The 12,895-nt window shown below is 65.2% G+C and carries 11 protein-coding genes and 2 tRNA genes; 2 read left to right on the top strand and 11 right to left on the bottom strand.

Features of this window, described 5'->3' with window-relative positions; translation table 11 throughout:
• Positions 1-29: 29 nt before the first annotated feature.
• The 9 genes from adhP to ACM14_RS12220 all read right to left on the bottom strand — a co-directional run bounded on the left by adhP (position 30) and on the right by ACM14_RS12220 (position 10,718).
• A complete protein-coding gene (gene adhP, locus ACM14_RS12180) occupies positions 30-1,058 on the bottom strand; it encodes an alcohol dehydrogenase AdhP (protein WP_065346280.1) in 1,029 nt (342 codons plus the stop codon).
• 150 nt (positions 1,059-1,208) lie between these two features.
• Positions 1,209-2,597, bottom strand: a complete 1,389-nt coding sequence (gene rimO, locus ACM14_RS12185; protein ID WP_016453016.1) for a 30S ribosomal protein S12 methylthiotransferase RimO — start codon at positions 2,595-2,597, stop codon at positions 1,209-1,211.
• A gap of 92 nt (positions 2,598-2,689) precedes the next feature.
• Positions 2,690-3,229 carry a polyhydroxyalkanoate synthesis repressor PhaR gene (phaR, locus tag ACM14_RS12190; RefSeq protein ID WP_043819348.1) on the bottom strand — a complete coding sequence of 180 codons (540 nt, stop codon included), beginning with the start codon at positions 3,227-3,229 and terminating at the stop codon, positions 2,690-2,692.
• Positions 3,230-3,442: 213 nt separating this feature from the next.
• Positions 3,443-3,519, bottom strand: a tRNA-Val gene (locus tag ACM14_RS12195).
• A gap of 70 nt (positions 3,520-3,589) precedes the next feature.
• Positions 3,590-4,855, bottom strand: coding sequence for a Zn-dependent hydrolase (locus ACM14_RS12200; RefSeq protein ID WP_012204713.1), 1,266 nt, complete (start codon positions 4,853-4,855; stop codon positions 3,590-3,592).
• Between the two features lie 24 nt (positions 4,856-4,879).
• Positions 4,880-6,340 carry a dihydropyrimidinase gene (hydA, locus tag ACM14_RS12205; protein WP_065346281.1) on the bottom strand — a complete coding sequence of 487 codons (1,461 nt, stop codon included), beginning with the start codon at positions 6,338-6,340 and terminating at the stop codon, positions 4,880-4,882.
• A 30-nt stretch (positions 6,341-6,370) separates the two neighbouring features.
• Positions 6,371-7,864 (bottom strand): NCS1 family nucleobase:cation symporter-1, encoded by a 1,494-nt coding sequence (locus ACM14_RS12210; protein ID WP_013803149.1) that lies wholly within the window; start codon positions 7,862-7,864, stop codon positions 6,371-6,373.
• A gap of 132 nt (positions 7,865-7,996) precedes the next feature.
• A complete protein-coding gene (gene preA / locus ACM14_RS12215; protein WP_013803150.1) occupies positions 7,997-9,316 on the bottom strand; it encodes an NAD-dependent dihydropyrimidine dehydrogenase subunit PreA in 1,320 nt (439 codons plus the stop codon).
• Between the two features lie 34 nt (positions 9,317-9,350).
• Positions 9,351-10,718, bottom strand: a complete 1,368-nt coding sequence (locus ACM14_RS12220; protein WP_065346282.1) for an NAD(P)-dependent oxidoreductase — start codon at positions 10,716-10,718, stop codon at positions 9,351-9,353.
• Positions 10,719-11,042: 324 nt separating this feature from the next.
• Between ACM14_RS12220 and ACM14_RS12225 the strand changes: the two genes are divergently transcribed.
• On the top strand, positions 11,043-11,723 hold the full coding sequence (locus tag ACM14_RS12225) for a TetR/AcrR family transcriptional regulator (RefSeq protein ID WP_013803152.1): 681 nt from the start codon (positions 11,043-11,045) through the stop codon (positions 11,721-11,723).
• 4 nt (positions 11,724-11,727) lie between these two features.
• The gene (speG, locus tag ACM14_RS12230; protein ID WP_012204707.1) at positions 11,728-12,258 is read left to right on the top strand and encodes a spermidine N1-acetyltransferase; all 531 of its coding nucleotides are present in this window, start codon (positions 11,728-11,730) and stop codon (positions 12,256-12,258) included.
• A 10-nt stretch (positions 12,259-12,268) separates the two neighbouring features.
• On the opposite strand, the gene ACM14_RS12235 is transcribed toward speG, so the two are convergent.
• Together ACM14_RS12235 and ACM14_RS12240 are read right to left on the bottom strand one after the other, a co-directional pair.
• Positions 12,269-12,682, bottom strand: coding sequence for a DUF1801 domain-containing protein (locus ACM14_RS12235; protein WP_065346283.1), 414 nt, complete (start codon positions 12,680-12,682; stop codon positions 12,269-12,271).
• Positions 12,683-12,812: 130 nt separating this feature from the next.
• A tRNA-Val gene (locus ACM14_RS12240) sits at positions 12,813-12,889 on the bottom strand.
• Between the last annotated feature and the right edge of the window lie 6 nt (positions 12,890-12,895).

Below are 12,895 nucleotides of genomic sequence, written 5' to 3' on the forward strand. Positions count from 1 at the left end.
GCCTGTTTTTTTGGGGGGTGGGCAAAGCGTCAGGCGTTCAGGTCCAGCACCACGCGCCCTTCGATCTTGCCTTCATGCATGCGCGCGAAGATGTCGTTGATGTTCTCCAGCCGGTCGGTGGACACGGTGGCCTTGACCTTGCCCATGGCTGCGAAGTCCAGCGACTCCTGCAGGTCCAGCCGCGTGCCCACGATGGAGCCGCGCACCGTCACGCCGCTGAGCACCATGTTGAAGATGGGCAGCGGAAAGCTGCCGGGCGGCAGGCCGTTGAGCGATACCGTGCCGCCGCGCCGCACCATGCCCAGCGCCTGCTCGAAGGCCTTGGGCGATACCGCCGTCACCAGGGCGCCGTGTGCGCCGCCAATCTCCTTTTTCAGGTAGGCCACAGGGTCCGTGGTCATGGCGTTGACCGTGACCTGTGCGCCCAGGCGCCTGGCCAGCGCCAGCTTGTCGTCATCCACATCCACCGCCGCCACGTTCAGGCCCATGGCCTTGGCGTACTGCACGGCCATGTGGCCCAGGCCGCCGATGCCCGAGATCACCACCCAGTTGCCGGGCTTGGTGTCCGTGACCTTCAGGCCCTTGTAGACGGTGACGCCCGCGCACAGCACGGGTGCGATCTCGATCAGGTCCACGCTGCCGGGCAGCAGGCCCACGAAATTGGCATCGGCGAGCGCGTACTGCGCAAAGCCGCCGTTGACGGAGTAGCCGGTGTTCTTTTGCTGCTCGCACAGCGTCTCCCAGCCGCCCAGGCAATGCTCGCAATGGCCGCAGGCCGTGTACAGCCAGGGAATGCCCACGCGGTCGCCCTCCTTCACGTGGGTGACGCCCGCGCCCACGGCGGCCACGTAGCCCACGCCTTCGTGGCCGGGAATGAAGGGCGGATTGGGCTTGACGGGCCAGTCGCCCTGCGCCGCGTGCAGGTCGGTATGGCAGACGCCGCAGGCCTCGATCTTCACCAGCACATGGCCGGGATCGGGCCTGGGCACCGGGACTTCCTCGATGGTGAGCGGCTTGCCAAACTCCCGCACCACGGCGGCCTTCATGGTCCTGTTCATTCGCGCCATCCTTTCTTTGCGTCAAAGTAGGTACAGCATTTCAGCGAAGCGACCTGAACGCCTTGATCAAAATCAGGCCTTGGACCATCAAGGACAAAAAAAGCGGGCAAGGAAAACCTTGCCCGCTTTTCAGGGATGCGAATGCAGGCCTTACACGGGCTGGCCCACCAGATCATGGCCCTGCGTGCCCACGATGCGCGCCTTCACGAAGTCGCCCACCTTGTAGGTCTTGCTGGCCTTCTCGGGCGGCAGCAGGTGCACCAGGCCATCGATCTCGGGCGCATCGGCATAGCTGCGGCCCACGCCACCCTTCTTGCCCAGGCCCACGGACTTGTCCACCAGCACCTGCATGGTCTGGCCCACGCGCTTTTGCAGGCGCGCAGTGGAAACCTCTTCGGCCACGGCCATGAAGCGCGCGCGGCGCTCCTCACGCACTTCCAGGGGCAGCATGCCGGGAATCTCGTTGGCGGCAGCGCCTTCGACCGGGCTGTAGGCAAAGCAGCCCGCGCGGTCGATCTGCGCCTCGCGCAGGAACTGCAGCAGGTGCTCGAACTCCTGCTCGGTCTCGCCGGGGAAGCCCGCGATGAAGGTGGAGCGGATCACCAGATCCGGGCAGATTTCGCGCCAGCGCTGCAGGCGCTCCAGGTTCCTCTCGCCGTTGGCGGGGCGCTTCATGCGCTTCAAGACATCGGGATGGCTGTGCTGGAAGGGCACGTCCAGATAGGGCAGCACGCGGCCCGTGGCCATGAACGGAATGATCTCGTCCACGCTGGGGTACGGATAGACATAGTGCAGGCGCACCCAGGCGCCATAGGGCTCGGCGATCTCGGCCAGCGTCTGCACCAGTTCGAGCATGCGCGTCTTGACCGGCTTGCCGTCCCAGAAGCCCGTGCGGTACTTCACATCCACGCCATAGGCCGAGGTGTCCTGGCTGATCACCAGCAGCTCCTTGACGCCGCCCTCGAACAGCGCACGCGCCTCCTTGAGCACATCGCCCACCGGACGCGAGACCAGATCGCCGCGCATGGAAGGGATGATGCAGAAGGTGCAGCGGTGGTTGCAGCCCTCGGAAATCTTCAGGTAGGCGTAGTGCCTGGGCGTGAGCTTGATGCCCGCCTCGCCAAAGGCGCCCGGCACCAGGTCGATGAAGGGATCGTGCGGCTTGGGCAGATGGGTGTGGACGGCGTTCATCACCTCCTGCGTGGCGTGCGGCCCGGTCACGGCCAGCACGCTGGGGTGCACTTCCTGGATCAGGTTGCCGCCATCCTTGCCCGCCTTGGCACCCAGGCAGCCCGTGACGATGACCTTGCCGTTCTCGGCCAGCGCCTCGCCAATGGTGTCCAGGCTCTCGCGCACGGCGTCATCGATGAAACCGCAGGTGTTGACGATCACCAGATCAGCGCCCTCGAAGGTCTTGGAGGTCTGGTAACCCTCGGCGCTGAGCTGGGTAAGGATGAGTTCGGAGTCCGTGAGTGCCTTGGGGCACCCAAGAGACACGAAGCCCACGCGCGGAGCGGCCGCGCCGGCAGGGGTTGTCATGGTTGTTGCGTCGCTCGTGGGGGTCATAGGGGCGATATTGTCCCAGTTCTGCGAGAACTTGGTAAACCGCCCCTGAACTTATCCCTGCAAGCTCAGCTATTGCGCTTGATCCCGAGCGCACCCAGCATCTGCTCGGTCTGCTTTTGCATCTGGTCCTGCATCTGGGTGAACATGTTCTGCGACTGCTCCATGTAGCTGCTCATCATGTTCTGCATGGCGGGCGGCTGCATGCGCATGAACTGGCTCCAGGCCTCGGGCGAGGTGCCCTGGGCCTGCTCGGCCAGCTTGTTCTGGAAGTCGGTGAACATCTGCACGTTCTTTTCCAGATAGGAGCCCATGTAGCCCTGCATGGCATGACCGTAGAAACGGATGATGTTGGCCAGCACGGTCTCGGAGAACATGGGCGCGCCGCCAGCCTCTTCTTCCAGAATGATCTGCAGCAGGATGCTGCGCGTGAGGTCTTCCCCGCTCTTGGCGTCCTTGACCACCACGGGCTCGTTGCTCATTACCAGCTGCTTGACTTCCGTCAGCGTGATGTAGGAGGACGTGTTGGTGTCGTAGAGACGGCGGTTGGGGTATTTCTTGATCACGCGCTGGGCGCTGGGGGCGGCGGCTGTTGTCGTCTCTTGCATTGCAATGCTTCTCCTCTTGTACGTGCTTGTACGGGCAATTGATCTATTGCACTGCAACAGATTCTAGGCAGCGCACACAGCACCTGGCGCAGCAGTAACCCTGATGGTGATCAACGCATGCGACAGAGCGAATGGCTGCCTTGCCGCCGTCCGGGCAAAAAAAATCCCGCTTGAAGCGGGATTTTTTGCAGCCCCTGGTGAGACTGCTTTGTTTGGTAGGCGCGATTGGACTCGAACCAACGACCCCCACCATGTCAAGGTGGTGCTCTAACCAGCTGAGCTACGCGCCTGTCGTTTGTTGAAGCCGCAAGTATAGCAGTGCAAAACAGGGCTTCCGGGCAAGTTGCGCAGTTTTTCCGATCACAGCACCCTGGCGCGTTCCAGCATGGCGTGCATCAGCACATTGCAGCCTGCGGTGATGTCGGCCGGCGTGGCATCCTCGATCTCGTTGTGGCTGATGCCGTCCTTGCAGGGGATGAATACCATGCCGGCCGGTGCCAGCCGCGCCATGTAGACCGCATCATGCCCAGCGCCCGAGACGACGGGCATGTGCGAGTAGCCCAGGGCCTTGGCGGCGCGCGCCACCGCATCCACGCAGTCGGCATGGAAGGGTTGGGCGGGGTAGCTGGACACCAGGTTGATCGCTATGGGCAGGCCCGTCTCCCGGCTGATGCGGTCGGCCACGGCGCGGATGTCGGCGTCCATGGCTTCGCAGTCGGCATCGGTGGCGTTGCGCAGGTCGATGCTGAATTTGACCTGCCCCGGGATCACGTTGCGGCTGTTGGGATGGACCTGCACCATGCCCACGGTGCCGCGCCCGTGGGGCGGATGGCGGTGGGCGCAGGCCACCACTTCCTGCATGAGCTGCGCGGCGGCCTGCAGCGCGTCCTTGCGCAGGGCCATGGGCGTGGGGCCGGCATGGGCTTCCATGCCCGTGACCACGCAGTCGTACCAGCGGATGCCCAGCACGCCGGTGACCACGCCAATGGTCCTGGCGTTGTCCTCCAGCACCGGGCCCTGCTCGATGTGGGATTCGAAGTAGGCGCCGATCGGGTGGTCGCCAGGCTCCTGGCTGCCCACATAGCCGATGCGCTCGAGCTCGCCCTTGACGGTCTTGCCTTCGGAGTCGGTGGCTGCATAGGCATGCTCCAGCGTGAAGGCCTTGGCGAACACGCCCGAGCCCATCATCACCGGCACGAAGCGCGAGCCTTCCTCGTTCGTCCAGAAGGCCACCTCGATGGGCGCTTCGGTCTCGATGCCGTGGTCGTTGAGCGTGCGCACCACCTCCAGCCCCGCCAGCACGCCGTAGTTGCCGTCGAACTTGCCGCCCGTGGGCTGGGTGTCGATGTGGCTGCCCGTCATGATGGGCGGCAGGCTGTTGTCGCGCCCGGGCCGGCGCATGAAGCCGTTGCCGATCTTGTCGATGGTCACCGTCATGCCCGCTTCGCGCGCCCAGCGGGTCACCAGATCACGGCCCTGGCGGTCCAGGTCGGTCAGCGTCAGGCGGCAGACGCCGCCCTTGGGTGTGGCGCCGATCTGCGCCAGCTCCATGAGTGAATCCCACAGCCGGCTTCCGTTGACGCGCAGCTGCGCGATGTCCTGCTTCACTTGGGTATCTGTATCCATTGCGGTCTCCTTGTCATGCGGGCTTCAGCGCGCCACGGCCGTGGGCTGCAGCGTGGCGGCGCGGCGCTGCACCGCGTCGAAGTTGGGGCCGAAGGCCGGGCGCTTGATGTAGCGCCCCTTGCCCATCTCGGCGCGCAGATCGCCCTTCGCATAGGCCACCACGCCCTGGCTGATGGTGTGGCTGGGCATGCCCTGCACGGTGCGGCCCTCGAAGATGTTGTAGTCGCCCTTGGAATGCTGGGTCTTGACCGACAGGGTGTGGGTGGCGGCAGGGTCCCATACGACCAGATCGGCATCGGCGCCCACGCCGACCAGGCCCTTGCGCGGATAGATGTTGAACAGCCGGGCGGTGTTGGCCGAGGTGATGGCCACGAATTCGCTGGGCGTCAGCCGGCCGGTGTTCACGCCCGCATCCCAGATCACGGCCAGGCGCTCTTCCACGCCGCCGGTGCCGTTGGGGATCTTGGCGAAGTTGTCCCGGCCCATGGCTTTCTGCGCGGCGCAGAAGGTGCAATGGTCGGTGGCCGTGGTGTGCAGCTGGCCCGATTGCAGGCCCTGCCACAAGGACTCCTGGTGGCCCTTGGCGCGGAAGGGCGGGCTCATCACGTGGGCTGCAGCCTTGGCGAAGTCGGGGTCGCGGTACACGCTTTCGTCGATCACCAGATGGCCGGCCAGCACCTCGCCATACACACGCTGGCCGCGCGCACGGGCAGCGGCAATGGCCTGCGCCGCCTCGGTGCAGCTGACGTGCACCACGTAGATGGGCACGCCCAGCACGCCGGCGATGGCGATGGCGCGGTTGGCCGCCTCGGCCTCCACCATGGGCGGGCGGGCCAGAGGGTGGCCTTCGGGCCCGGTGATGCCCATCTTGGCCACTTCCTGCTGCAGCAGGTAGACCAGCTCGCCGTTTTCGGCATGCACCGTGGGCATGGCGCCCAGCTCCAGCGCGCGCTTGAAGCTGTTCACCAGCGTTTCGTCGTCGCACATGATGGCGTTCTTGTAGGCCATGAAGTGCTTGAAGCTGTTGATGCCCTCCTCGAGCACCAGCGTGCCCATATCGGCATGGACGCTGTCGCTCCACCAGGTGACGGCCACGTGGAAGGAGTAGTCGGCCGCAGCCTTCTCGGCCCAGCCGCGCCATTTGCGGTAGGCGTCCAGCAGCGGCTCCTGCGGATCGGGAATGACGAAGTCGATGATGCTGGTGGTGCCACCGGCCAGCGCCGCCGCCGTGCCGGTGTAGAAGTCATCGGCCGTGACCGTGCCCATGAAGGGCAGTTGCATGTGGGTGTGCGGATCGATGCCGCCAGGCATGACGAACTGCCCCGAGGCATCGATCACCTGCGCCCCGGCCGGCACCAGGGCCGCCACATCCGGCCCCACGGCCGCGATCGCCCCATCGACACACAGCACATCGGCCTTCTCCTGCCGGTCTGCATTCACCACCGTGCCGCCACGCACCCATACCGAACCCTGTGATTGACCCATAGCGTCATGCCTCCTGTTGGTTGGTCCGGCCTATGCCTTGCTCAGCGCGGGTGCGCCCTTGGTCACCTGGCCTGCCATGCCGATGCGGTAGACCACGCCAGCAATGAACAGGCCGATGAACCATGCGTAGTCATAGGCATGCTTGAAGAAATCACCCACGTTCGGGAATGCAGCGGGGAACGCTGCGTGCAGGAAGCCGGGCAGGTTGGGCGCCACGCCCAGGGCGAAGGCCGCCACGGCCACCCAGTTCCAGCCGTTGGAGTAGCGGTAGACGCCCTCTTCCCTGTACAGGTCTTCCACCACCAGCTGCTTTTTGCGCACCAGGAAGTAGTCCACCATCAGAATGCCCGCGATCGGCCCCAGCAGGGCCGAGTAGCCGATCAGCCAGGTGAAGATGTAGCCCTCGGTCGATTCCAGGATCTTCCAGGGCATCATCACGATGGCAATGGCCACCGTCATGTAACCACCCACGCGGTAGCTGATCTTCTTGGGCGCCAGGGCGGAGAAGTCATAGGCCGGCCCGACCAGGTTAGCCGCCAGGTTCACGCTCACGGTGTCGATCAGCAGCACGATCAGCGCGATCAGCACGGCCGCCCCCGTCATGCGGCTGGCGACATCCACGGGGTCCCACAGGGCCTTGCCGTAGATCACCACGGTGCCCGAGGTCACCACCACCGCCAGCATGGCCAGCAGCCCCATGGGCACCGGCAGGCCGATGGCCTGGCCCACGACCTGGTCCTTCTGCGACTTGGCAAAGCGCGTGAAGTCCGGAATGTTCAGCGCCAGCGTGGCCCAGAAGCCCACCATGGCCGTCAGCGACGGCCAGAACACCGACATGAACTGGCCCGCCTTGGGGCCGCCCGGCGCGTACTGCGAAGGCTGCTCCATGATGGGGCCGAAGCCGCCGGCCTTCTGGTAGACCCAGCCCAGCAGCACGAAGCAGATCAGGATCTTGAGCGGCGCAGTCCAGGTCTCCAGCTTGCGGATGGACTCTATGCCATGCACCACGAAGTAGAACTGGATCGCCCAGAACACCAGAAAGCACACCAGCTGCCCCACATTGATGCCCAGGCCCGCGATCTTCTCGCCTTCCAGCGGATGGCCCAGCAGCACGCCCAGCAGGGTGTAGATCATCATGCCGCCGAACCAGGTCTGGATGCCGTACCAGCCACAGGCCACCAGGGCGCGCAGCAGGGCGGGCAGCTTGGCCCCGTGGGTGCCGAACGAGGCTCGGGCCAGCACAGCGAAAGGAATGCCGTACCTGGCCCCGGCATGGCCGATGAGCAGCATGGGAATCAGCACGATGAGATTGCCCAGGAACACCGTCATCACCGCCTGCGACCACGACATGCCGTTCGTGATCATGCTGGCGGCCAAGGTGTACGCCGGAATGCACATCACCATGCCTATCCACAGGGCGGCGAAGTGGTACCAGGTCCAGGTTCGCTGACTCGGCAGCGTGGGTGCGAGGTCGTGGTTCCACAGGCTGCCTGTGGACTCACCGGAATGCGGGGCATGCGACATTGCGAAGCTCCTTCTCGAAGAGAGAAATCACCAATCCATTGCTGATCCAGGGTCTGACCTTTTCCATCAAGCGCATTTCGTGCCAGGTCGGCCCGGATGCGGGCCGTGCGCCGACCTGCCGCAATGCCCCCTCTAGCCCTGAGCCGTCACGGCCTGGCGCATGGGGTTGTTCGGATGCGTGGTCCAGTTCGCATACTCCCCGGTGACCGTCTGGCCGGTGCGGGGGTCCACCTCGCCCGGCTGCAGGCTGCGCATGGTGATGCACTCGGGCACGGGGCAGATGGACACGCACAGGTTGCAGCCCACGCATTCGGTGTCATCCACCTCGAACCGGCGCACACCGCCCTCCTTGCTGAAGGTGATGGCCTGGTGGGAGGTGTCCTCGCAGGCCACGTGGCAGCGCCCGCACTGGATGCAGCTGTCCTGGTTGATGACGGCCTTGTCGATGTGGTTGAGGTTGAGGTCCTTCCAGTCCCTGACCGTGGGCACGGCCCGGCCCTGAAAATCCTCGATGCGCGCAAAGCCGTGCGCGTCCATGTAGTTGGACAGCCCGTCGCACATGTCCTGCACGATGCGAAAGCCGTAGACCATGGCCGCCGTGCACACCTGGACATTGCCGCATCCCAGCGCAATGTATTCGGCCGCGTCCTTCCAGGTGGTGATGCCGCCAATCCCCGAGATGGGCAGGCCCGCCGTCTGCGGGTCGCGCGCGATCTCGGCCACCATGTTCTGGGCGATGGGTTTCACGGCCGGGCCGCAGTAGCCGCCGTGCGAGCCCTGGCCGTCGGTGCTGGGGTGCATGACCAGGGTGTCCAGGTTCACGCCCATCAGCGAGTTGATGGTGTTGATCAGGGACACCGCATCCGCGCCGCCGGCCTTGGCCGCCCGCGCCGGAAAGCGCACGTCGGTGATGTTGGGCGTGAGCTTCACGATCACCGGCAGCCGGCTGTACTGCTTGCACCACTGCGTGACCATCTGGATGTACTCGGGCACCTGGCCCACGGCCGCCCCCATGCCGCGCTCGCTCATGCCGTGCGGGCAGCCGAAGTTCAGCTCCAGCCCGTCGGCGCCGGTGTCCTCCACCATGGGCAGGATGCGCTTCCAGCTTTCCTCCACGCAGGGCACCATCAGCGAGGCGATCAGCGCGCGGTCAGGCCAGGCCTTTTTCACGCGGGTCATCTCCTCCAGGTTGGTGCGCAGCGGCCGGTCGGTGATCAGCTCGATGTTGTTCAGGCCCATCACGCGCCGGTCCTGCGCCATGAGGGTGGAGTAGCGCGGCCCGTTCACGTTGACCACATGCGGGTCCTCGCCCAGCGTCTTCCACACCACGCCGCCCCAGCCGGCCTCGAATGCGCGGGTGACGTTGATCTCCTTGTCCGTGGGCGGTGCCGAGGCCAGCCAGAACGGATTGGGGCTGGAAATGCCCAGAAAGCGGCTGCTGATGTCTGCCATGTCAATGCTCCTTGAAAAGCGCGGGCACAGCCGCTCAAACCCCGGCCGCCACGGCGCTGGTCAGCGCCTGGTGCATGGCTCGCGCGGCGACCTTGCCGTGCTCCACCGCCTGCACGGTCAGGTCCTGGCCACCGGCGCGGCAGTCGCCGCCGGCCCACACGCGCGGCACGCTGGTGCGGCCTTCGTCGTCGGTGTCGATGCGGCCGTCACGCAGGGCAATGGCCGCGCCCGCCGGCGTGCCGACATAGGTCTGGCCAATGGCCTTGAGCACCATGTCGGCCGGCACGTCGAACACCTCCTGCGTCACCTGCAGCCTGTCGCCCTCCATGCGGGTGCAGGCCATGCGCACGCCGCAGACCTTGCCGTCCTGCACCAGGATCTCCTGGGGCGCAGCCCACAGCCGCAGGTTGACGCCATGGGTCTGCGCCCATTCCTGCTCCACCCAGGAGGCGGACAGCGCATCCTTGCCCCGGCGGTAGAACATGGTGACCTCGTCGGCGCCCAGCAGCCGGGCCTGCACGGATGCATCCACCGCCGTCATGCCACCGCCGATCACCACCACGCGCCGGCCCACCGGCACCGTGGATTTGTCGGCCGCCTGGCGGATGTCGGCAATGAAGTCCACCGCATTGCGCAAGCCCTCGGCTTGCGGCTCGGCCGCGCCCAGCGCATTGACGCCCGCCAGGCCCAGGCCGAGAAATACGGCGTCATGCGCCGCCAGCAGCGAATCCAGCGTGAAATCTCGCCCCAGCCGCTGGTTGTTGCGCGGCGTGATCCCGCCCACGGACAGCAGCCAGTCGATCTCCTTCTGCGCAAAATCGCCCGGGGTCTTGTAGCTGGCCAGGCCGTATTCATTGAGCCCGCCCAGCTTGGGCCGGGCATCGAACAGCACCACCTCGTGGCCCTGCAGCGCCAGCTGATGGGCGCAGGTCAGGCCGGCAGGCCCTGCCCCGACCACGGCCACCTTCCTGCCCGTGGCGGCGGCACGCTGGAACAGCGGTGCACCATCGGAGGCCATGAAGGCATCGGTCGCATAGCGTTGCAGTGCACCAATTTCGACCGGCTTGTCTTCCTGGGTGTTGCGCACGCAGGCCTGCTCGCACAGCTGCTCCGTGGGACAGACGCGGGAGCACATGCCGCCCAGCGGATTGGCAGTGAGGATTTCGCGCGCCGCGCCACGGACGTTGTCCTGGGCAATGCGGGCGATGAAGGCCGGCACATCGATGCTGGTGGGGCAGGCCGTGGTGCACGGCGCGTCATAGCAGTAGTAGCAGCGCTCGGCCTCGATCAAGGCCTGGGAACGGTTCAGCGCGGGATGGGCGTCGGAGAAATTGGCCGCGTAGTCGGCCAGGTTCAGGCGGCCGGCGGCAATGCCGCAGGCGCGTTGCGCGGGGCTATCCATGGTGCATCCTCCAGAGTCAGGATTGAGGGCGTGAAAGGGGCCGCGGCATGCAGGTGCACGCCGGGCCATCTCGGACAACGCAAGGCGGGCCGCAGGAAGAACTCCTGAACGGCCCCGGATCCAACAACACAGTCTTCGGAGGTTTCATCGTGGTCCTCGCATGTGTAAGTGACGCCTCTTGTCGGGCGCACTGGGGGTGGAACGGAATTTACGCGGGTGAAAAAATTTACCAATCAGTAAAATCACCCAGAAAGTCGTCAGCAAGAAAGATGCCAGACAATCGCACCAAAATGGCGCCACTTATCCCGACTTACCATCTGCGCAATGGCAACCCTTTCTGACAATGCGCCCCCTTCCCTGGCGCGATCGGCCACGCGCAAACCCACGGCTGCACGGCTGCGCAAGGAACTGAACATCCTGCAGACGGCCGAACTGCACTTTGCGCAATACGGCTTCGAAGGCGCATCGCTGGAACTGATCGCGCACGACGCCGGCCTGAGCCGCCACAACCTGCTGTACTACTTCGCCAGCAAGGAGGAGCTGTACCTGCGCGTACTGGGCGACGTGCTGACGCAGTGGCTGGCCGGCATGTCCGACCTGCTGCGCGGCGACGATCCTGCGGAGGCCCTGCGCATCTACATCCGGGCCAAGCTGCAGTCCTCGCGCGAGCGGCCCCATGGCTCCCGTGTCTTCACGCGCGAGGTGATGGCCGGCGCGCCCCGCTTCGGACAGGCCATAGCGAGCCAGGTGGGCCCGGCGCTGGCGGCAGACGTGCAGGCCTTCGAGCGCTGGGTGGCGCAGGGCAAGATTGCCCGCGTGGATTTCACCCACCTGATGTTCATCCTCTGGTCCGTGACCCAGGCCTATGCCGATCAGCAGGCCCAGTTCGCGCTGCTGCTGGGCCGGCCGGAACTGACCGCCGACGACTACGACACGGCGGCCGACCTGATCTACCGGCTGGTAATCCGTGGCCTGCAGCCGGATACCGCGGCTCTCGCACAATGAGCGCATGAATCACAGCATCCGCCTGAGACCCCTGGAGCGCGAAGATCTGCGCTCCGTGCATCTGCTCAACAACAATGCCGCCATCATGCGCTACTGGTTCGAGGAGCCTTACGAGACCTTCGACGAGCTTTCCGCGCTCTACGACGCCCACGTGCACGACCAGACCGAGCGCCGCTTCATCGTCGAGCACCAGGGCGATCGCGCCGGTCTCGTCGAGCTGGTGGAGATCGACCTGATCCACCGGCGCGCCGAATTCCAGATCATCATCGCCCCCGAGCAGCAAGGCCAGGGCATCGCAGCCCAGGCAACGCGGCTGGCGCTGGACTATGGCTTCAAGACGCTCAACCTGCACAAGATCTTTCTCCATGTGGACCAGGAGAACGAGAAGGCCATCCACATCTACGCGCGCATAGGCTTCGTGCAGGAAGGCGTGCTGATCGACGAGTTCTTCGCCAACGGCCAGTACCGCAACGCCATCCGCATGTACCTGCTGCAAAACGACTACCTGCAGGCACAGGCCGGCATCGGCACCTGAGCGCGGACCTTCATCCTTTCAGCGACCTCTTCCTGGCAGCCGCCTCGTTGAGGGCGGCTGCCTCGCGCACCAAGTCCTTGAACGCTTGCGCATCGATCTCCTCGCCCTCGCGGATATCGATGGCACGGCGCACCTTGCCTTCAAGGCTGGCGTTGAACAGGTGCTGCGGGTCGGCCAGCGATGCGCCTTTGGGAAAGGTGAGCTTCACGGCCGATTGGTAGGCCTCGCCCGTGCACAGAATGCCGCTGCACGACCAGACCGGCACCGACCATTTCCACTCTTCCATCGCGTCCGGAAGCGCTTGCACGATGAGCCGGCGCACATGCGCCAGCACCTCGCCGCGCCAGTCGCCCAGCTCGGCAATGCGCTGGTTGATCAATACGCTGGCCGACGCGGCCGCCTCGGGCGAAACTGTCTTGATCATCCATGTCTCCCAAAGTGATGCATGTTCGATCACAAGACAGGCCAAGGCAAGACCACAGGGAGAACGCACAAACAAAAAAGCCTTCTGAGTGATCAGAAGGCTTTTTGCATTCCATCTGGCAATGGAAAATTGGTAGGCGCGATTGGACTCGAACCAACGACCCCCACCATGTCAAGGTGGTGCTCTAACCAGCTGAGCTACGCGCCTGTGTTT

Origin of the sequence: Delftia sp. JD2, assembly GCF_001682645.1 — a bacterium.
GTDB lineage: Bacteria > Pseudomonadota > Gammaproteobacteria > Burkholderiales > Burkholderiaceae_C > Comamonas > Comamonas acidovorans.